Genomic DNA, 22,473 nt, shown 5'->3' with positions numbered 1-22,473 from the left:
GTTAAGCGAGACTGACACCGTATCCGATGGTAGTGAATCGACTATATCAAACCAATGAGAAAATTATGGCGCACAAAAAGAAGAACGTCCGCAAAAAACTTTGCCCTGTCTGCGAGCGCGAGTTTAGTTGGACTAAAAAGTTGGATAAAAACTGGGAGAGCATGGTCTATTGCTCCGACCAATGCCGACGGGTGAAAAAGTATGAAGGGCTGGATCATCAAAAAGAAGATAAGTAGGCATTAAACATTAACCATAGATGTTAGATATACGGCAGAAAGGAGCAGATGATGGCACATAAAAAGGTAAACCTACCGCAAAAAATCTGCCCCGTCTGTCAGCGCCCATTTACGTGGCGCAAGAAGTGGGAGAAGGATTGGGAACAGGTGATTTATTGTTCGGAGCGGTGCCGTCGGGGTAGTAAAAATGAAATGCAAAAATACTAATCTTTATCAAATTTAGATTTAAGGAGTCATACCTTGAGCTTAAACAGTGCACACGAAGGCTACGACTATCAAGACTTAATTACAAGCTATTTCGTTCTAAAAGAAATACTAGAAGGTAATTTTGAAAGCGTTTTTACTATTGATAAGAAAAACACTTCAGATGGTGTGCTTGATAAGTTCGATGACTTAGTTATCACGAATGGAATAAAAATACAGCGTAAACAAATAAAGTATAGCAATGATTCTACTGATAAAACGCTAGTAAAGGATGATCTTGCTAATGATAGTGGCTATGGGTTAGCTATTTATAAGTTGTTTGAAGCATGGAACGACCTTAGAACGCCTGAAACGGAGTTCAGGTTATGCCTAGCGTGGAACGCACCTATAAATGAAGACATTAGACGTGCTTTAACTATTCAGAATACTAGTTTTTCATTTAATGATTACCCCACCAAATTATTTAAAATAAATTTAGATAATATTTGGAAAACTAAACCTGAAAAATTTAATCGTTGGACTAACTTTAGTAGATATGTTAAAGAAAAATCAGTAGATAGAAACCTTTTTCAAAAATTTTGTGATGAGCTGGTCATCGAGTTAGAGCTACCAAAAGCTAGCTTAGACTTTGCTAATCCTAGTTATTTGGAAAAAATTCTTATAGGACAAGCGAAGAAGCTAGGAATAGAACAGTACCCCAACGATGATATATACGTTATCGACTTTCTGGTAAGACTTGCCAAGTTAGTAGGAGATTATAGAAGTAAGTCAAAGGAGGTTTCCGTACAAGACATACTTAGTGACTTAAGATTGAGAACTGACTATGGAGCAATTGAACAAAAATTTAAAATAGATACTTCTAAAAATATAGTGATATCAAGTAAATATCAAGAATTTCTAGGCCAAATAATTGATAGCCATAAAAGCTTATTGATTGGTGAGCCTGGTGCTGGAAAGTCATGGTTTTTAACTAACTTTATTACATACCTAGAAGCCAAGGACAGTCAGGTCATTCGTCATTACTGTTTTACTAGCACAGAAGATGATTTATACGAAGATAGAATCACATCAAACGTATTTTTCGGAAATCTAATTAGTAGTATAGTAGGTTATTTTCCCGAATTAATAATGGAAAAGACAAGTTTGCTAACGGCTGATCTTGATGAGTTAAACCTGCTATTAGGAAAAATAAATATACCATTGGTTATTATCATAGATGGATTAGACCATGTTGAAAGAGTATTGAGTAACTCAACCTCACTTTCACAAGACAAAACTAGAATTATTAACTATATATCTCAAATTGTATTACCTTCTAACGTTTCAATAATCTTAGGTTCTCAGCCTGTAAATGAAGTTCAAACTTTAATAGAGGATTACAACTTTACAAGGATAGACCTACCTCGTTGGGATGAAGACGATACCAAGCTACTAATGGAAAGGTTTAGTGTCGATGATATTAAACTAGAAGAACAGTATTTATCGATACTGCTCACTCAAAAGAGCCAAGGAAACCCACTTTATTTAACTTATATTCTTAAATCTATTACTAACCAACCCAGTATTTCAATAGACTATATAGAAGACCTACCACCCTACGACTTTAATTTAAAAAGCTATTATAAATACTTATCTGACCAGATCATTCGAAATACAACCTCTGAAATTTTAGCCTGTTTAGAATTCTCAGTTACTAGAACTGAGTTAAAAGAGATAAGTCCTGTTAGTCACTATTTTGATAGTGAATTGAAAATACTCTCTCCTATCCTTTCTGAAAATGCAGCTAGAGGTGGAATTACTCTATATCATGACAGTTTCCGAAGGTTTACCCTTGAAAAAATGCCTCCTGAGGGTCCAAACAACATTTATAGAAGTATAATTCAATGGCTTGAAGAAAAAGGCTTTTATAATAATGCGAAATCTTATCGGTACTTATTAAAGTATTACATAAGGTCTGGTAGGCACAAAGATGTATTAAAATACGCAAATAATGACTTTCTGGTTGATAGCCTTTATCACGGTCATCCAGAAAGGATGATAAAAAACAATTTCAAAAATTTTTTGAGAGTAGCGGAGGCTTTGCAAGACTGGTCACTTTTTATTTATTTAAGTGAATTGAATCGGACGATCTCCACAACTAATACTGAAGAGCATCACAGCCAGTTTTTAGAGAATTTTGAGCTTTATTTTGAAGCTATTTGCTTGATTTATGGTACAGAAATAGCTAACTCACTGCTATTTTTTAATGGTGAGAAAAACTTTAATGATGAAGTGACAGCTAAGGCTTTTATTATTTTACAGAAAAATGGTTATTTACCAAGATGGGATGAAGTAAACAGTCTGTTTGACGACGAAATAGAACTAGAACACATTAAATATTGTACTTACAGTCTAATTGGAAATAGTGATAGGCTTAGAAAATTCTTCCTCGCTATAGCAAAAGACGAACATAAAGAATTCTTAGATGAAGTTGTAATCGCTTTAGTAGAAATTAGGCAAATAGATACCGTTCTAGAGCTTTACCAGTCTATTACCAACGACGAAGATGAGCGAGTTGCTAGAAGAATTAATCTTTTGTTAGAAGTACGTAATCTTCCACAAAGACTTAATTTAAAAAATACCGCTAATATCCAGCCTTTTGATAATCAGCCTCTAAGTATAGATTTCATTAATGACCATATTGACAGCAGCGACTTAAATGAATTTTATTTCAATGTCAGCCAATATGCTCAGCACGATATAAAAGCGCTAGTAGATTTTGAAAGCACTATTCCTCCGCTTAACTTCTTTTATAATTGGTTAAAATACTTTATAAATATTTTCATTATTGAATATACAGTAGAAGAGGATGAGCAAGAACAAAAAATCGTTGCTAACCTTAACTTCTTAGCAAGTGATGTAGATCGTTTTAAAGGCAGTCCTAGGGCTTTACACTTGGATCATTATATTAGCGAGTTACTAGACCGAACTATTAGACAATCCTTAAAACATATAGAGACGAAAAGTTACTGGAAAGATGTTATTGAGAATATAGTAAAACTCCCGTTTCCAGCACTGTCTATAGTAGAAAGAAATTTTATTAACGCAGACAACATGCCTTTTATCATCGAAGCCTATGATAAATTTGGCGAGTCAGCGGATTCAGAATATTATGAATATGTCGAGAACCATTTTAAAAAATCAATCTACTATGCTAAGTCAGAGAAATTAGAAAAAGCTAAAGAAGAATTAAAGAAAGCTACCGAGTATACAACTAAGTATACCTCTCGAAAAGATACTACTCTATCAGAGTTAATCGATCCCCTCACTGCTATTAACAGAATTGACCCAAACGTAGCTTTAAAGTATGCCAAAAAACTAAAATACTTAAACGATGCAGTAATGAAACATACAGAGGATGGGAAGGGTATTAGGTGGCTAGTCATAGCTTGGTTTAAAGAACTATTAAACATCGATTATCTTTTAGCTGTAGAGTACCTTATAGACCAACTAATTGAAGAGCCCTATTTTTGGAAACTTGACTATATGTTTGTAGAGGTTTTAAATACTGATAGAGGTATCAATCCTTTAATACTGAACTTTTTATACAAATTATTGCCTACTGATAATAGAGATGAATATTTAAGTGGGTTTTTAGATGTTATCTCGTCTATTAAAGATATTGATACGAGTTTAGCTAAATCGTCTCTGATTAACTTGCTAAGTAGAGACTGGAATGATAGTTATAACACTTTAGAAGCCAAAACTGAAATATGGTTCAAATCTATAGTAAATAATTTTGACTTAATATATAAAGCAGATAAAGAGAGATCTCGAAATACCAATACCTACTCAATGAATCTTAATGGCGGTTTAATTGAATTTTTAAATAAAAATCTAGATATTAATGATTCTATTATGCATAAGCCATTGGAAAAAATAATAGAGTTTTATGATAAAAAGAGCTATTTATCTGATAGCGACTTTAATTTTATCTACTTTTATCTTGAAGAACATAACGATGGCAATACTATAAAAAATCTACTTCTAAATCTGATTAGAAAAAGGAGTCCTAGAGAAGCAAGCAAATACTATGAAAAAATATTCTCCTTAATTGATCGATTACAGTTGAACGATCTATTAAAGGTTACTCTATTTGTTAATAATTTTGCTTACTCAACAGGTGGATGGCTTCAAAGATTTATAAATAAAGAATCCTTCAAAAAAGCAGTAGAAATAAACCTAGATCTGACTCTTGAAGAACTTTCTCATATAATATCTTCAGAATATCCAACAAATGATTATATGGCAGAATCAACTTCAAACCTCCTTATTGCCTTTGAATATGCAAGTATAGATAGTAAAACAATTATCAATATGTATGAGCGAGGCTACAGCTTTATTGAAAGCAGACTACCCGATGTGAATGATTTCAAGTGGGAGGATGTAGAAGACTCTCTATTAACTGCCATGAATCAGGATGAGTTGGCTATTGTACTAATGCTAAGTAAAACTAAGCATCAAGATTCTCATATTCAAAGAGAAGTACTGGTAGCGATTAGCTACTTAATTGCTTATGATCAAACACTTTTAATTAAACCTCTAAAGTGGTTGCTTATAAATAGTGAAAGATTTTATCAACTATCTATCGCTAGTATATTAGAGCTATTACTAGTTGAAAAAGAGCATTGTCACCAGATTTTGACAAGTATAGAGGTTGAATTACTTCAAGCTTCAAACATAGATAATTTATATATTAAGAATACTATTATTGAGTTACTAGAGGATATAAATAATGGATGAACACTGTCTATCAATAATAAAATCTAGTAAATTTCTTAAATATCTGCAAAATATTGGTATTAAGACTGATGTAATAAGAAGTACCATTTTTTCAGAGTTTAACAGGGATACGTTTGATAATTTTATTAATATTCACGAGCAGAGACTTTCGCCAAATATATATATCGAAAACCTCGTTTTTACTCAAGTCTGTAAATACCTCAATGATAACTACGCCGAATCATTTATTTTTGAGAATAACGGTAAGATTGACATAAAAAGTATTATTGCTTACTCTAAGTCTCTTATCCAACGTCCAGATATAACGACACCATTTGAAAGTGATGTAGGATTTAAAGAACCAGATAACTTTAATGGCTTTATAAGAATAGCTAGGTTTGAACAACAATTAGCAGAGAGAGACTATAGTACCAATGACACAAACCGAGGCGCTGTATTATTTGAAGGCTTACTACCGATAAAGATGCATACGAACCCGTTGTATTGTCAAAATGCTTCAGATGACATTTGGAATAATACATTCTGCTATGATGAGCCAAGAATTCAGGGTATATATCCTAATCTCCATAGTATAGAAGCTCCTAACGTTCTTTGGCTGAACAATGAATTGTTAGATATGCTTGGTTTGACTCTAGATATCTATAAGAATGGCTTGAGAGCTTTAGATAATAACCAAGATACAGTATTAATTTATAGGCAATGGAGAGAAGAGCTGATAGGCAATGGAGCGTCATTAGCTGGTACTAATGCTAATATCGCAAAATTGGAAGGATGTGACTTGATATTAAGAGAAGATTACTATGCTAAGCTGCATGGCTTTATTCCTGATATGGTTTTTTATACTTTTAAGTTGTAAGTTGTAAGTTGTAAGTTGATTTTGAAGCAAAGCAGAATTAACTACAAAAGCCAATTCCGCATCAAATATTTCTAACCAAAACCAAATCTATAAATTGGAATTCAATCATTAAAACCACCTAACTAGCATCTTTCTTCGCAAAAATATTCGCAACCAGCGCACCACTAAAGTTATGCCACACGCTAAATATCGCACTAGGTAAGGCCGCGACAGGGTTGAAATAAGTTGCCGCAAGGGCAGCGCCTAGACCAGAGTTTTGCATGCCCACTTCTATCATAATCGCGCGGCGTTGTTTCTCCGTAAAGCCAGACAAACGGGCGATCAAATACCCCAAGGTATAACCCGTCATATTATGTAAGGCAACCACGATAAATACGATAGCACCGCTATCCAATATAGTCGCTTTAGACACGGCAACCACCGCCGCTATAATGATTGAGATACCCAATACCGATACCATCGGTAATACCTCGGTGACGAACTCGATTTTTTTACCTAAAAATTTATGAAAGATAACACCCAGTAATATGGGCAAGATGACGATTTTCGTAATGGTGATCATCATACTGGCCAAATCGATATCAATCAGCTGCCCCGCAAAAACACTGAGCAGAATAGGGGTCAGAAAAGGTGCAAGCAGGGTAGAGATAGAGGTAATCGCCACACTCAAAGCGACATCACCTTTGGCTAAAAACGTAATCACGTTACTAGACGTACCACCCGGGCAACAACCAACCAAGATAACACCGACTGCTATTAAAGGATCGAGGTTGAAAATTATTGTCAATAAGTAAGCAATGAGAGGCATTAGCGTGAACTGTGCCAATAGCCCAACCAGTACAGGCTTAGGGCGTTTGACAATCTCTAGGAAATCTTCCGTTTTGAGCGTCATGCCCATCCCAAACATAATGATGCCAAGTATGGGAACGATCAAGAAAGCTAACGAAGCAAAAAATTCAGGAAAAATAAATCCCAAAACAGCACTGACCAATGCCCAGATTGCAAAGGTTTTGCCAATCCAACTAGAAAGTAATGCAATCTGATTCATAGCCTATCTCACAAAGATAAAAATAATAGAATAGACAATAATCTAGCATGGTTCTTGTTAGCAAATCATAAAAGTATTTTGCTATTAACGTAGCGATAAGTTTGCTGATGGTGGGCAAAATATAATGCGATAAAAAATGGCTTACTTATATTCAATAAGTAAGCCAAAAAATAACTATCAGGTTTCTATAATTGCATTAGCCAATCTACTATAAATTCGGATTTAACCACTTCTCAGCTGTTTTCATATCCCAGCCTTTACGCTCAGCATAACTCTCTAACTGATCACGACTGATCTTACCGACGTTGAAGTATTCACTGTCAGGATGCGAGTAATAGAATCCGCTGACCGATGACGCAGGCCACATCGCATAGCTTTCGGTTAACGTCGTACCAATCGCATCTACCGTACCGAGCCAGTCAAACAACTTGCCTTTTTCGGTATGCTCAGGGCAAGCAGGGTAGCCAGGCGCAGGGCGGATACCGACGTATTTCTCTTTAATCATCTCATCATTGGTGAGTGACTCAGTCGGTTGGTAGCCCCAATATTCTTTACGAATTAGCTCATGTAAATGCTCAGCGAAAGCTTCTGCTAAACGGTCAGACAGTGCCTGTACCATAATGGCATTATAGTCATCGCCTGCTGCTTTATACTTTTCAGCGAGTGCTTCTGTACCGACGATTGAGACGGTAAAGCCGCCCAAGTGATCAGTGTGGGTGTCCGATGGCGAGATAAAGTCCGCCAAGCTAAAGTTCGGCTTGCCACTGGCCCCCTCTTGTGAACGGTTGCTTTGCTGACGTAAGTGTTCAAACTGATAGGTTGGTTTGCCGCCATCAGCAGGCGTATTGTCGTAGACCGTGACCGTATCGGCACCAGTACGGCGCGCAGGCATAAGCTTAAACACCCCTTTGGCCACGAGTGACTTCTCATCGATCATCTTTTGCATCAGCTCATTGGCATTTTCAAATAAATCACGAGCCGCTTCGCCAACCACATCGTCTTGCAATATTTTCGGATACTTACCGACCAGTCCCCAAGAGATAAAGAACGGTGTCCAATCAATATATGGCAGTAGATTGGTGATAGGGTAATCATCCAATATCACTTGTCCTAATTTATTAGGCACTGGTGGCACATAGTTTTCCCAATCGTACTGAAAGCCAATCTTGACCGAGTTCGCATAAGAGATCTTAGCCGCTTTTGGCTGACGCTTGGCTAGACGCTCACGTACTTTGACGTACTCTTCACGTGTCTCATCGATTAGCGCTTGACGATGCTCTTTTGATAGCAGCTTGGTGACCACACCGACGGAGCGTGAGGCATCAGTGACGTAGATGACACCATCGTTTTGATACTGTGGCTCAACCTTGACGGCGGTATGCGCTTTAGAGGTGGTGGCACCGCCAATCATGAGTGGTAGCGTCATGCCGCGCTCTTGCATTTGCTTGGCGACATAGACCATTTCATCGAGGCTCGGGGTAATCAAACCAGATAGGCCGATGATATCGACTTTTTCTGCAATGGCGGTATCGAGAATTTTTTCACAAGGTACCATCACGCCCAAATCGACAATGTCATAGCCATTACAGCCAAGTACCACGCCGACGATGTTTTTGCCGATATCATGCACGTCACCTTTGACGGTTGCCATCAGGATTTTACCTTTGACTTCGCCTTCGACTTTTTCAGCCTCGATATACGGGTTCAGCCACGCAACAGACTGCTTCATCACGCGGGCAGATTTCACGACTTGCGGGAGGAACATTTTACCGGCACCGAATAAATCACCGACGATATTCATACCGTCCATGAGTGGGCCTTCGATGACTTCTAGCGGTTTGGGGTATTTCTCCCACGCTTCTTTGGTATCGGCTTCGATAAAGGTGGTAATACCTTTGACCAGCGCATGGGCAATACGGGCTTCTACTGTGCCTTCACGCCAGCTCATGTCGATCGTGCTTTCTTTTTTCTTGCCACCGTCTTGATAGTTTTCGGCTGCTGTCATCAGGCGTTCAGTCGCGTCTTGACCTGTTTCGCCTTGATTGCGGTTGAGCATGACATCTTCGATAGCGTCACGAGCTTCCTTTGGAATATCATCGTATAACTCAAGCATGGCTGGGTTGACGATACCCATGGTCAGGCCGTTTGTAATCGCATGAAACAGGAAGACGGAGTTAATGGCTTCACGAATCGGGTTACCACGGAAACTAAACGAAACGTTAGACACGCCGCCCGATACCATGGCGTTTGGCAAGTTATCCGTAATCCATTTAGTGGCGTTGATGAAATCCGCGCCGTAGTTGTTGTGCTCAGTGATACCAGTGGCAACGGCAAAGATGTTCGGATCAAAGATAATATCTTCAGAAGGGAAGCCAACCTCGTTGACCAACACATCATAGCTGCGCTGACAGATTTGAATTTTGCGCTCGTAAGTATCGGCTTGACCATCTTCATCAAATGCCATGACGATAACGGCGGCACCGTAGCGCATACACAGTTTGGCGCGCTCGACGAACTCAGCATGACCTTCTTTTAGTGATATAGAGTTGACGACAGATTTGCCCTGCGTGCGTTTTAGGCCTTCTTCGATGATGTCCCATTTAGAGGAGTCAATCATGAGCGGTACGCGGCTGATGTCTGGCTCGCCCGATACCAAGTTGATGAAGTGAATCATCGCCTGCTTGGAGTCGAGCATGCCCTCATCCATATTGATATCGACGATTTGCGCGCCGCCTTCTACCTGATCGCGGGCGACATCGAGTGCTTCGGTATAAGCTTCCGTTTTGATCAAGCGTAAGAACTTTTTAGAGCCTGTCACGTTGGTACGTTCACCCACATTGACGAATAAGCTGTCTGCTGTGATGGTAAATGGCTCAAGTCCAGATAAGCGGCAGGCAGGGGCGATTTCAGGAATCACGCGCGGCGCATAGTTTTTTACCATATTCGCGATTTGGCGAATGTGTTCTGGTGTCGTACCACAACAGCCGCCCACGATATTTAAAATACCTGCCTTTGCAAAGCCTTCAAGCAATGCTGTCGTCTCATCAGCGGTTTCATCATATTCACCAAACTCATTGGGCAGGCCTGCATTTGGATGCGCTGACACATAAGTATTGGCGATATTAGATAACGTTTGAATGTGTGGACGCAGCGCATCGGCACCAAGCGCACAGTTGAAGCCAACCGATAATGGTTTGGCGTGGCGAATAGAGTTATAAAACGCCTCAGCGGTTTGCCCTGATAACGTACGACCTGACGCATCAGTAATCGTACCCGAAATCATAATCGGTAATTCAAAACCAATATCATCAAACACGCCAGTAATGGCAAATATTGCTGCTTTTGCATTGAGCGTATCAAAAATAGTTTCGATTAGGATAAGGTCGACACCACCTTCTATCAGGCATAAAGTCGCTTCACGGTAGTTGAGTACCAATTCATCAAAGGTGATATTACGAAAGGCTGGATCATTGACATCAGGTGATAGCGAGCACGTGCGTGAGGTAGGGCCTACGACACCAGCGACGAAACGAGGCTTATCAGGTGTCTTGGCAGTGAACGCATCTGCTGCACTGCGGGCAAGTTGAGCTGCCGTCCTATTTAACTCAGGTACCAGATACTGCATATCGTAGTCGGCCATGGATAGACGCGTACCGTTGAAGCTATTGGTCTCGATGATATCCGCACCAGCAGTTAAATGATCGTTATGAATGTCTATAATCATTTGTGGTTGTGAAAGTACGAGCAAATCATTATTGCCGCGCACGTCTTGATCTATATCCGCAAAACGTTCACCACGATAATCTGCTTCTTCTAATTTATAGGTTTGAATCTGCGTACCCATCGCCCCGTCTAACATCAAAATTCTTGAGGCCATTTGCTCAGTGATACGGGCACGTGCTGTTAGCTGCTGCTCTTTGTACGGAAACACGGCAGGTGGCGTCAGTATAAAGTCATCAGCAGATTGTGATGAGATAGAAGTGGCATCAGTGTTTGAAGTCATTGTTTGGGTCATAGGAGCGCTGCTTATATCGTCAATGTCATAAAAGGAGGGGATAGCAAATAGGATGTAAATGTATATAAAAGTCGTCGGAAAAGTCGCATTATTTTAGCATGAAAATAATATCCCACGCGGGATAGTGCTTATTCCTCTTTGGCAATATGGCAGATACAAAATCTGCTTTTTGAGCCATCAAGTTTGGAGTTTATTGCATAAAATAAATAGGCACAAATGAATATCATTTCGTTTAAAGATTACATAAAGCTTTGTTTTTAAGGTTAAAACCTATCAAGACTATTAAAAGTCCGACAGAACTTACATGCCTACGACAAAAAGTAGCGTAAAAGTGAATTCATAAGGCTTTTCTATATGTTAATTTAATTTCAGAAGAATTGGCTGTTGGTAAGAAAAACTTACAAGAAAGTGTTCATTGTTATTACTATTTGATAAATATTATCAATAGCGCAATTAACACATTCTAAAGCCAATTATCTACTCTGTAAGTCAGTAATACAATAATCAAGAATGATTCAATCATTAAGGGATATATTATGAAAATTACTAAAATTGCTACTATCGGTACACTTGCTCTTTCAATCGCAGGCCTAAGCGCTTGTAATAATATGATGCCAAGCAAAAGCGCGGATATGAAAGCGCCAATGCACAGCCAATCTATGGCAAAAATGAATGTCGTACAAGTGGCGCAAAGCAATCCTGAGTTCTCAGTATTGGTAGAGGCAGTACAAGCAGCCGGTCTAGCAGGCATGTTGTCTGATCCTAATGCTCATTACACCGTATTCGCACCGACCAATGCTGCCTTTATGCAAGCATTACAAGAAACCGGTATGACCAAAGCGCAGTTGTTCGCTAACAAGCCTTTGTTAACCAAGGTATTAGGTTATCACGTTGTGAGTGGTGATATGGCCATGTACGCTAAAGACGTTAAGCCTGGTAATGTCATGACAGCCAGCAAAGATACCTTGATGGTAACTAAAGAAGGTAAGTTGATGGATGAAAATGGCCGCACAGCTAACATCTTGAAAACTGACATCGCTGCTAACAATGGTGTGGTACACGTGATCGATAAAGTATTGTTACCTAAATAAGAGTAATCAAAACCTGATATCTCTACTTTCTATAGGGTAGAGATTGAGCCAATAACAGCCGTTATCTGTATGAGTCAATAATCAGATAATGGCATTTTTAGATATATAGTATGTCAAATAGTGCTACTTCAAAATAGCGTATTAGCAATTATAAAGCAGTTGTATTGCCGATACGCCATATCTAGAATAAAAGTCAACAACAGCGTACACGTGATTGATACAGTGTTGCTACCTAAGTAAGTACCAATTAAAAATTAAACCGTTAGAATTATAGTTATCGATATAGCGAATTTGATATCAGGACTGGATAATAAGTAGTCAGTACTGTCTGCAAGATATCAGTCACTTTTATCTTTATTTAAAATGAATATTTGTTAATCACATTATTTAATTAATTATCTACAAGGAAATACCTATGTTAAAGAAAAACTTACTATCTATCGCCGTAGTTACAGCCGCCATGTCACTAGCCGCTTGTAGTGACAAAGAAGCCGCTACTGATCCAGTTGATCCTGAAGTTACCACTGAAGAAATGGCAGTTGAGCCAGTTGCTGAAGCTGATCCAATGGTTGAAGCAGAGCCAATGACTGAAATGGACATGGAAGCTACACAGACTATCGCTGAAATAGCGGCAGGCAATGAGAACCTAACTATCCTTACAGCAGCGCTTCAAGCCGCTGGTCTTGATACTATGTTGATGGAAGATACCAAATACACAGTATTTGCCCCAACTGACGATGCTTTTGCTCCAGTACTAGAGAAGTTAGGCGTGACTAAAGAAGAGTTATTGGCCAATACTGATCTACTTAAGAAAGTACTTCCTTACCATGTAGTACCTATGGAAGTTAAAGCCGCTGATATCCCTTACGCTACTGACATCAAAACCGCTAACGGCGCAACGATTTCTATTAGCGATGCTAACGTCATTACAGATGCTACTGGTGGAACGGCTAACATCACTGGTACTGACATCATGGCAACCAATGGTGTGGTACACACTATCGATGCAGTATTAATGCCTGAGTAATTTTTTACAGACTACTGGTCATGACTTATCAGTAGTTGACGTATAGATAATACTGAAAGAGCCTAGCCATTGAGCTGGGCTTTTTTGTGCCAATATATTTATCTTGGTATTTTTTACGACGATCTATAAGAGTATCGGCACAAAAAAGCCCGAGACAATAGTCTCGGGCTTTTTATACGCAATGAGTAGGGTGCAGCAGTACCAAACTAAAGAATATTATACGTTGTCTTTACGTAGTGGATCTGCGTTCATTCTTTTTTGTTCAGCTAGATGACGCTCTTCCCAATACGGTGCGTTTTTGATACCAAATTTGGCAGGATCAAAACTATAGCGTTTCACGCCAGCTTTACGCTGAGCTTCATAATCTTTTAGCATAGTCAGTGTTGGACGAGCCACAATGAAGATGACCAAGATACCAACAATATTGAGCCAAGCCATGAGGCCAACACCAATATCACCAATAGCCCAGATATAACCAGCTGAATTCAAGCCACCGTAGGCAACCATCACCATGATTAGAATTTTGACTAAGAATAGACCAGTTTTATTGGCACCGCGACCGAGGAAGCGAGTCAAGTAAGCCACGTTTACTTCAGCGATGTAGTAATAAGCCAAAATCGTAGTAAAGGCAAAGAAGAATACTGCGATGGCAATAAAGGTATTACCATAGGTGCCATAGACAGATTCCATTGCCATTTGCGTAAAGGCAGGTGAGTTAATCTCAACACCAGCTGCAACATTCTGTACGATGAACTGACCATCTGGAAGCGTACCTTGAATGTTATACATGCCTGTAGATAAAATCATAAAGGCGGTAGCAGAACAGACTAGCAACGTATCGACATATACTGAGAATGCCTGTACTAAACCTTGCTGTGATGGATGCTCAACTTCAGCAGCAGCAGCAGCGTGAGGGCCAGTACCTTGTCCAGCTTCGTTAGAGTAAATACCACGTTTTACACCCCAACCAATAGCAGCACCGAAACCTGCTTGTGCAGTGAATGCATCACCAATGATCATACCAAATACATCTGGGATCAAGCTGACATTAGAGAACATAATAATTAAGGCTAAAACGATATAACCTAGTGCCATAAAAGGTACAGCAAACTCGGTAAAAGTTGCAATACGCTTAATACCACCAAAGATGATGATACCTAGAACGACTAGAATGATACCTAGTGCCACTAAACGCATAGAGCCAACTTCTAGGCCTCCGACGTTCATGATAGTACCTTCACCCATCACCTGTGCGAATGCACTGATAACACCGTTTGCCTGTACGCCTGGTAAGAACATACCGCAAGCTAAAATAGAGGCGATGGCGAAGAGAATACCGTACCATTTTTGACCAAGGGCACGCTCAAAGTAATAAGCAGGGCCACCGCGATATTCGCCAGTAATCACATCTTTTTCTTTGTAAATCTGTGCAAGGGTAGACTCGACGTAGGCAGTAGATGCCCCTAAGAAGGCCACAACCCACATCCAAAATACTGCACCTGGACCACCGAAACCGATAGCAGCAGCTACCCCAGCGATGTTACCCATACCCACGCGTCCTGCGAGTGAGACGGCAAGTGCCTGAAATGATGAAATACCTTGTGCGCTAGATTTACCGGTGAATAGTAACTTGATCATTTCACCGAATAGACGTACTTGTACGAAGCGCGTCATAATGGAATAAAACAGACCCGCACCCAGACACAGATAGATCAGTGCAGGGCTCCAGATAATTCCGTTTACTAAATTGACTAAACCTTCCATATGTATATTCCTAATACTGTCTCAAAGTGGCTATTAATACTAATACTGGCGTCAACCAATTGCTCTAGTGGCTCACTTAGTTTGCCTGCATAGACTTACACATCTCGTTAAGTCTTATATGTACTTAGCCACTCAGAATGGACTGTAGTTGTCTGTATTTATCCGCTTGGCCTATTCGCAACACTGACCATGTGTATACCGCTCATCAGAGTCAATTTCAAAATGAGCTGCAGTTGCAATCCTTTGCTGTCTTCATTATGCGGTACATCCAGTCATTACGTCATTGACGCAATAGCTGTTATAAATGGACCAGCGGATAAAACAGGCGGTTATATAATTAAATACTTATCAGTAAAGTGATAGCATTCAACTTGCTATGAGTCGTATCGATTGGCTACACTGGTAAAAGCTTGTCGATTTGTAAGTTGAGGCTTTGGCGATCCCTGAACAGAGTTAACCAGACGTTCGTAATCCTCTAATACTAAACAAACGATAAGTCCACTACCAAATGTATTCAAACCGTACGGCTACGTAACTGCAATTTGCCATATTTTTGGCACAATTACTAGAAATTTCTTTAAGAGTAGCAGGATATCTCGATGTTTGAGACGACAGACCCCACAATAAATAGCGATGAAACAAAGGAGTTTTGTAACTGCTACATTATTGTTTTACCCGCAGTCCAGAGCGAAATGGCTTATTAGTCAACATAGTTAGGCTTTTGGATAAATATAACCATAGTGTACGCAAGTATAAATGCCAATATGATTAGGCGTGGCGGTTGTGTTTTGGTAACGATGAATTGTAAAAAGTGGGTTATATCGCCATTATTGGCAGAATGTCTTGTAGGCTATAAAATGTAACCGTTACTGACGACTATCATTCTATTGAATAAAGTAGCAGTTGATGGACTGGATAATAGACGTACAGGATGGTTGAACAAGTGGTTATATCAGCTGTAAAAAAACGTGTTACTAGGTATTTGTTATTTAACATTATTAGGAGAGACAACGATGACGCGTAAATCCATTGTAAAACCCATGTTGCTATCAGCAGTATTAGCGACTTCTACCGTTGGTTTGACGGGTTGTGGTTATAACAATCTGCAAGCACAAGATGAGCAGGTAACGGCTTCGTGGTCAGAAGTAGTCAACCAATACCAACGCCGCTCAGACCTAGTGCCAAACTTGGTCAAAGTCGTACAGCAATACGCAGAGCAAGAGCAAGAGGTGTTTACCCAAGTGGCTGAAGCGCGCTCACGTGCCGGTGGTATCACCGTGACCCCTGAGGTGCTCAACGACCCTGAAGCGATGGAGCGTTATGCGGCTGCGCAAGAGCAGATGACTGGCGCTTTATCGCGTCTAATGGCCGTCTCTGAGCGCTATCCTGAGCTCAAGTCAGATGCCTTGTTCCAAGATTTGCAAGCACAGCTAGAAGGCACGGAAAACCGTATCGCCGTTGCTCGTAACCGCTATATTCAAGAAGTACAAAGCTATAATACGACGGTGCGTCAATTTCCAACCAATATCACTGCCAAAGTATTTGGTCTAGATACCAAGCCAAACTTTACAGTAGCCAACGAAGAAGCCATTTCAACAGCACCCAGTGTTGACTTTGGCGACGACGATGCAGCAGCTGCTCAGTAAAGTATGGTGCATAAAAAATACGGTGCACAAAAAGTACGATGCATAATAAGGCTTGATGCTTAAAAGATAAACGAAGCTCATAGTTATTGCAGTAGTCGCCATTCATTCAGCACAGACGTCATTTGAGGTGGTATAGATTAGATGAATCATTCAAAAGCAATCTTATCAGTATTACTATTCACACTGAGCATCAGTAGTGCGCCAGTGCTGTATGCGGCACCTAATGATACGGCAGTGGCTACCGATAGTGGCTCAAACAGCCCCTCGAATCTGCAAAACCGCAGTGTCGAGGATTTGGTAGCCATTGCCAAAGCAGGCGAGTCCAACGAAGCCATCAATGATGCGGTATTGGGTAACGAGGCAATTAACGAAGCCATACTGGGCAACGATGCGATCAACCCTAATGCGGCTGACAATGACACGGCTAATAGTGAAAATCCAGCAACACGAGCGCCTGCTAAGCCAACTGTTCAATCAAATGCTGAAAGTGTCGATGCGAACAAGCTCATATTAAACAGCCCTGTTATTGACCAAGCCGATATTTTAAACCCGCAAGAAAAGCAGCGCTTAGAGGCGCAGCTCAGAAGTATCTATCAACAAGGTTTGGCGCAGGCAGCTGTCGTCATTGTGCCGACTACCAATGGTTTGCCTATCTTTGACTATGCTTTGCAGGTTGCAGAGAAATGGCAGTTGGGTGATAAAGATATCGATGATGGTTTGCTGATTGTCGTCGCAGTCAATGACCGTGATATGTATGTCCTAACGGGTTATGGGCTAGAGGGTGTGTTACCAGATGCTGCGGTCAACCGTATCATTCGTGAAGACATCACACCATTGTTTAAGCAAGACAACTATGGCGCAGGGATACTAGCAGGTGTCGAGGCATTTAAAACGCGTCTGACTGCTGATCCTGACGTATTGGCCCGTGCCGATGCTCAAGCTGCGGAGCGTAATGTCCAGCAAGGCTCAGATGAGCTACCATCACCTATTTTCTTATTTATTATGGCAATGATATTTGGTAGTTTTATTACCAATATTTTAGGCCGAGTATTTGGTTCTATCATTACCGCAGGTGGTTTTTTTGCTGGCTCGCTGGCACTGGGCGGCGGGTTCTTTATGACATTGATTATGGCAATATTTATATGGCTGTTTTTGATCTCACGCGGCGGCGGTGGTGGCAAAGGTGGCGGCGGTAAAGGTGGCAGACGACGCGGCGGTATGATTTTCTTACCCGGTATGGGTGGCGGAAGTGGTGGCGGCTTTGGCGGTGGGGGTTTCGGAGGCGGCGGCTTTGGTGGCGGCGGTGGTGGATTTGGCGGTGGCGGTGCTGGTGGCTCATGGTAAGTAACTATTAAAAATTGTAAGTAACTATTAAAAATTGGTTAGTAAAAACCAAGCAAATGAAGCCGCAGTAAAACAAACGCAAACAACCTGCAAAAATGATGTCTGTGAGGAAACAATTAAATGTCAGAAAACAATGCTCCAAAAGCCAGTTTTGCCCGCTGGTGGCGTCAGGTCTTATTCGTGCCTTTGCTGCACAGCAAATGGCTGACAGCAGAAGCCAAAGCCCGTTTGACAGATAAGGTCACTAGCGCAGAGCGTGGTCATCGTGGGGAAGTGTTTTTAATTATAGAAAACCACCTGCCGACTCAGGATGCTTATCATATCGACTGTCGCGAGCGTGCGGTGGATTTATTTAGCGAGTATCGAGTGTGGGACACCGAAGAAAACACGGGTGTCTTGGTTTATGTAAATATCTGTGAGCATCAATTAGAGATAGTTGCGGATCGCGGTATCAGCGCTCATGTGAGCCCCACAGTCTGGCGGGCGATGTGTGAGAAAGCCGTGTCGGGTATCGCCAACAAAAACACCGAAGAGAGCTTGGCTGAATTATTAGACGAAGTTGGGCAGGTACTGCGTCAGTACTATCATCTTGAGAATAACCCAGCAGGTAATGAGCTGTCCGATACGGTGGTGTTTTTGAAATAGCGTTTATGAAGTAGCATTTATGAAGTGATGCTTATAACAAGGTAGGACGTTTTGATCTTAATCTATAGGGTTTTAGGCGAAATCCAAATATAATAGACTTTTAAACAAGAGGGCGCTTCCAAACACATCTATAGCCAGACGCATTTATAGAGAGCAAGCCTCAGAAAGAAAGCCTTAAAAAAAAGCCTTTATCAAAAACCATTACTGGAACACTATGATCGAGTTAATAAAGAAGCTACCAAAAGCGGAACTTCATCTACATATTGAAGGCTCGCTAGAACCTGAGCTGATGTTTAGATTGGCGAAAAAAAACCAAGTAGAGATTCCTTATACAGACATAGAAGATGTACGCAGTGCTTATAACTTCACCAATCTACAGACCTTTTTAGATATCTACTATGCGGGCGCCAATGTCCTGCTCACAAAAGATGATTTTTATGATTTGACGTGGGAATACATTCTTAAATGTGTTGAAGACAATGTCATTCACACGGAGATATTTTTTGACCCACAGACGCATACCGAACGTGGTGTGTCTTTTGAAGCCGTAATCACTGGTATCAAAGAAGCGCTCGTAGAGGCTAAAGAAAAGTATGGTATTACGTCTTGTATCATTATGTGCTTCTTAAGACATTTATCACAAGAAGAGGCGTTTGAAACCTTAGAGCAAGCATTGGCGTTCAAAAACGATATCATCGGTGTTGGTCTTGATTCATCAGAATTGGGCAACCCACCATCGAAATTTAAAGAAGTATTCAAAAAAGCCAAAGAAGAAGGCTTTAAGCTGGTCGCTCATGCAGGCGAAGAGGCAGATTTTTCGTATATCTATGAAGCTTTGGATTTATTAGAGATTAATAGAATCGATCATGGTGTGCAGTCTATAAAAAGCCCAGAATTGATGCAAAGGCTCAAAGACGAGCAAATGCCGCTGACAGTTTGTCCGAACTCAAATATCGAACTCAAGGTCTTTGAAAACTATAAAGAACACAATATCAAAGAGCTGCTGGATTATGGTTTGAATATCAGTGTCAATTCAGACGATCCAGCATATTTCAAAGGCTATATGAATCAGAACTTTATAAATATATGCGAAAACTTACCGCTAACGGAAGACGATGTCGTTACTTTAGTAAAGAACTCCTTTAACTCCTCATTTATCAGTGATGAGTTAAAAGAATCCTACTTAGCGAAGGTCGATCTTGCGTTGAAATAAGCTTTAATGCGTTTATTTTTTAGTAGTGAAGGCTTAACGGTTGATACCAGTCGTTAGGCCTTTTTTATTGTTCATTTTATATCCATACTTATAAAGCAGTAATTTCTTCTATAAGTAACGGCAAAATCACTCCAGCCTTTTCTGCTAAAGTGATATCAACGATGGTGTTTGGCGTCGGGTCGGGGTTTATCTCTATAATCTTGGCACCATTTTGCTTGGCTAGCTGTGCGAGACCTGCGGCAGGGTAAACAAGGCTTGATGTGCCAATACTGATAAATACCTCGCAATTAGCCGCTGCTTCTTCTGCAATTTGCCATGCTTGTATGGGTAAGGCTTCTCCAAACCAAACAATATCCGGTCTAATATAGCCACCACAATGCAGGCAGGTCAGCAGTGCCTCATCGAAGCTCATGGTGTTTCGGTTATCGTATGAAGTTCTTGGTTGATCTTGATAGGGTGTCTGACATTGACCACAGCGGTTGCGCCACAGATGACCATGTAAATGAGTCACCGAGCTACCAGCTTGCTCATGCAAATCATCGACATTCTGAGTGATGAGAGTCACTTGCTGATCAGAAGTTTGCGCATGGTATTGCCACTGAGCCAACGCATGATGGGCTGGATTTGGCGCTTTATCTGCTACCAGCTGTCTGCGCCATTGATACCATGACCACACTAGCTTTGGATCACGAACGAACGCTTCAGGTGTGGCCAAATCCTCAACGCCGTAGTTCTCCCACAATCCGGTCTGCTTGTCTCGGAACGTTGGAATGCCGCTTTCTGCTGAAATGCCAGCGCCAGTCAAAATGCAAATATGCTGTTTCGCTGCCAACAGTTTTGCCGCAAGCTTTACTTCTGCTATTAACGCTGGTGATAATTCTGCTAACATGAGCCAACCCTTGTTAATAATGGATATTTTTTCTTATGATAGACGGAATTTGGTGGCTTGTCATATTGTTCGCTGTCATCGCAGCCTTATGGTTCGCGGCAAAATCGCGCGGGGCAAAAGTAGGAGAAAAGCATAGTGGCGCAAAATCAAAAAATGCCACACCTAATGATGCTCTGCAAAAAACAACAGCGCTATTAAAGCAGTACTTTCCTGATTATCGAGTCACACGTAAGGCAAATCATTTACTCGTTAGCAAACAAGGCAAGAAAGTCGCAATGATTACGATTGATAAGAAGATTGCTGCAAGTCAGCGCCGTCTAGGTGAGATACCAGTGATTAATTACCACCGAGTCCCCAGCCGTGACCAACTGACTGCAAATCTACAAGAGGCGGAGTAAATTTTGCTATATAGCCAATTCTCTATAAATTGGGTACGGTGTCAGTCTCGCTCAGTCTACTATTTATAGTATTTTCACTCGGCTTCCTTGTATCCAAATTATACCGAACTGACTATAGGTGAGAGCCTCAGAAGTATACGGGCACAGAAAAACCGCAAACATTCTAAAGTGTAGGTTTGATAGGTATAGACAGTTTATTTAGGGTAGTGCTAAGGACGTGATAGAGTGAGGTTGTAAACAGTATGATTGGTGCGCTCGGCGGGAATCGAACCCACGACCCTCGGCTTCGGAGGCTAGAACCACCATATTTCATTAAGTTATATTAATGTATAATAACCTAACATACTATACAAATAAAGGGGTGTAAAGGATTGATCGGTATGACGTTTAGCGTATTTTAAAGGAGTTTATAGCAACATGAATATCAATTTTGGTCACTAGTTAAGTATAAAATTTAGACATTATTAATTTACTTAATGTACATATTTCGTACTTAACTTTTTAGAAACTATCAGTGAGCCCTAGCACTAGCTCGCTGCTTAAAAACTAATAAGCAGATAATGATGAAAACTAATAGTGCTGCCGAAGCTCCAAAACGACTAAGTGCAAGACCGCCATGATCAAGCGGCTTATCTAAGAAATCGCCTAAGACTGCTCCTAAAGGGCGAGTCAAGACAAAGGCACTCCAGAATAGAAGCGTTTTAGATATTTTAGTGCCAAAATGCATCAAAGCGATAAGCGCTAGTAAAGAGCCAAAAATGATAGCACTCGTTGTATAGCCCATGCCTTTAGTGTCTGCTACCCAGTCACCAAGTGCGGTACCTAATGTTTGTGAAAACATGATGGTCGTCCAATAAAACACTTCCGCCTTAGGTTTACTAATGCTATCGACAGCGATACTTCCCATCGTTTTCTGCCATATAATTAGGCATACCCCAAGTAGAGCTACCAGCAGCGCTGACCCGCCAGCGTAGCCAATGCCTAATGACCTAGTCACGTAATCTGCTATCGTTGTACCTAAGGTCGTCGTCGCTATAATGGTGGTCCAATATAACCATTTATTAAAGGAGTTAGCTTTGATCTGGGTGGCTACTGCTATAGCAAACAATACAGCGAATATACCAGTACTGACAATGTAGCCTAGGTTTAGCGACATTGATAAAGCGTCGCCTGCCGTTTCACCTAGTGTCGTCGCAGCGATTTTAATTATCCAAAAAAGTAGGGTAACTTCCGGAACTTTGGACAAAGCGTTTAGCACTGGATCATTACTAAAACCAGTGGGTGAATATTGAGTGTTCAAGGTTGTATTCATAGG

General features: G+C 40.6%; 16 protein-coding genes. 11 read left to right on the top strand and 5 right to left on the bottom strand.

The features are described 5' to 3' along the window. Positions 1-65 precede the first annotated feature (65 nt). From IOD06_RS12935 to IOD06_RS12920, 4 genes are read left to right on the top strand one after another with little or no spacing between them, the layout of a single operon-like run. Positions 66-236: a DUF2256 domain-containing protein gene (locus tag IOD06_RS12935; RefSeq protein WP_010196547.1), complete on the top strand. Its 171-nt coding sequence runs from the start codon at positions 66-68 to the stop codon at positions 234-236. Between the two features lie 51 nt (positions 237-287). Then, entirely contained in the window at positions 288-443 is a 156-nt protein-coding gene (locus tag IOD06_RS12930; protein ID WP_194621200.1) for a DUF2256 domain-containing protein, read from the top strand. Between the two features lie 33 nt (positions 444-476). Continuing rightward, entirely contained in the window at positions 477-5,222 is a 4,746-nt protein-coding gene (locus IOD06_RS12925) for an ATP-binding protein (protein WP_194621199.1), read from the top strand. Further along, positions 5,215-6,078: a hypothetical protein gene (locus tag IOD06_RS12920; RefSeq protein WP_194621198.1), complete on the top strand. Its 864-nt coding sequence runs from the start codon at positions 5,215-5,217 to the stop codon at positions 6,076-6,078. Before IOD06_RS12925 ends, IOD06_RS12920 begins: the two co-directional genes overlap by 8 nt. Before the next feature lie 118 nt (positions 6,079-6,196). Here the strand turns inward: IOD06_RS12920 and IOD06_RS12915 are convergent, their stop codons facing one another. Together IOD06_RS12915 and metH are read right to left on the bottom strand one after the other, a co-directional pair. After that, a complete protein-coding gene (locus IOD06_RS12915; RefSeq protein WP_194621197.1) occupies positions 6,197-7,126 on the bottom strand; it encodes a bile acid:sodium symporter family protein in 930 nt (309 codons plus the stop codon). A gap of 208 nt (positions 7,127-7,334) precedes the next feature. Next, the gene (metH, locus tag IOD06_RS12910) at positions 7,335-11,141 is read right to left on the bottom strand and encodes a methionine synthase (RefSeq protein ID WP_194621196.1); all 3,807 of its coding nucleotides are present in this window, start codon (positions 11,139-11,141) and stop codon (positions 7,335-7,337) included. 536 nt (positions 11,142-11,677) lie between these two features. Between metH and IOD06_RS12905 the strand changes: the two genes are divergently transcribed. Further along, positions 11,678-12,232, top strand: coding sequence for a fasciclin domain-containing protein (locus IOD06_RS12905; protein WP_194621195.1), 555 nt, complete (start codon positions 11,678-11,680; stop codon positions 12,230-12,232). A 415-nt stretch (positions 12,233-12,647) separates the two neighbouring features. Beyond that, positions 12,648-13,259 (top strand): fasciclin domain-containing protein, encoded by a 612-nt coding sequence (locus IOD06_RS12900; RefSeq protein ID WP_194621194.1) that lies wholly within the window; start codon positions 12,648-12,650, stop codon positions 13,257-13,259. 216 nt (positions 13,260-13,475) lie between these two features. Here IOD06_RS12900 and IOD06_RS12895 read toward each other — a convergent pair whose 3' ends face one another. Further along, on the bottom strand, positions 13,476-15,023 hold the full coding sequence (locus IOD06_RS12895) for a sodium:alanine symporter family protein (RefSeq protein WP_010196574.1): 1,548 nt from the start codon (positions 15,021-15,023) through the stop codon (positions 13,476-13,478). A 1,013-nt stretch (positions 15,024-16,036) separates the two neighbouring features. On the opposite strand from IOD06_RS12895, the gene IOD06_RS12890 reads away from it, so the two are divergent. The 4 genes from IOD06_RS12890 to IOD06_RS12875 all read left to right on the top strand — a co-directional run bounded on the left by IOD06_RS12890 (position 16,037) and on the right by IOD06_RS12875 (position 19,871). Continuing rightward, the gene (locus IOD06_RS12890) at positions 16,037-16,669 is read left to right on the top strand and encodes a LemA family protein (protein WP_189586868.1); all 633 of its coding nucleotides are present in this window, start codon (positions 16,037-16,039) and stop codon (positions 16,667-16,669) included. A 141-nt stretch (positions 16,670-16,810) separates the two neighbouring features. Further along, positions 16,811-18,013 carry a YgcG family protein gene (locus IOD06_RS12885; RefSeq protein ID WP_194621193.1) on the top strand — a complete coding sequence of 401 codons (1,203 nt, stop codon included), beginning with the start codon at positions 16,811-16,813 and terminating at the stop codon, positions 18,011-18,013. 120 nt (positions 18,014-18,133) lie between these two features. Then, positions 18,134-18,658: a TPM domain-containing protein gene (locus IOD06_RS12880; protein ID WP_010196580.1), complete on the top strand. Its 525-nt coding sequence runs from the start codon at positions 18,134-18,136 to the stop codon at positions 18,656-18,658. Positions 18,659-18,872: 214 nt separating this feature from the next. Then, on the top strand, positions 18,873-19,871 hold the full coding sequence (locus tag IOD06_RS12875; protein ID WP_194621192.1) for an adenosine deaminase: 999 nt from the start codon (positions 18,873-18,875) through the stop codon (positions 19,869-19,871). Between the two features lie 88 nt (positions 19,872-19,959). Here IOD06_RS12875 and IOD06_RS12870 read toward each other — a convergent pair whose 3' ends face one another. Next, complete coding sequence (locus tag IOD06_RS12870; RefSeq protein ID WP_194621191.1) at positions 19,960-20,760, bottom strand: NAD-dependent deacylase; 801 nt, start codon at positions 20,758-20,760, stop codon at positions 19,960-19,962. 35 nt (positions 20,761-20,795) lie between these two features. Here IOD06_RS12870 and IOD06_RS12865 point away from each other — a divergent pair, with 35 nt between their 5' ends. Further along, complete coding sequence (locus IOD06_RS12865; protein ID WP_189586878.1) at positions 20,796-21,158, top strand: hypothetical protein; 363 nt, start codon at positions 20,796-20,798, stop codon at positions 21,156-21,158. Between the two features lie 511 nt (positions 21,159-21,669). Here IOD06_RS12865 and IOD06_RS12860 read toward each other — a convergent pair. Beyond that, on the bottom strand, positions 21,670-22,470 hold the full coding sequence (locus IOD06_RS12860) for a hypothetical protein (protein WP_194621190.1): 801 nt from the start codon (positions 22,468-22,470) through the stop codon (positions 21,670-21,672). Positions 22,471-22,473: the final 3 nt, after the last annotated feature.

This window comes from Psychrobacter sp. N25K4-3-2, assembly GCF_015351755.1.
Lineage (GTDB): Bacteria > Pseudomonadota > Gammaproteobacteria > Pseudomonadales > Moraxellaceae > Psychrobacter > Psychrobacter glaciei.
This window is presented reverse-complemented; position numbering and strand designations above follow the sequence as displayed.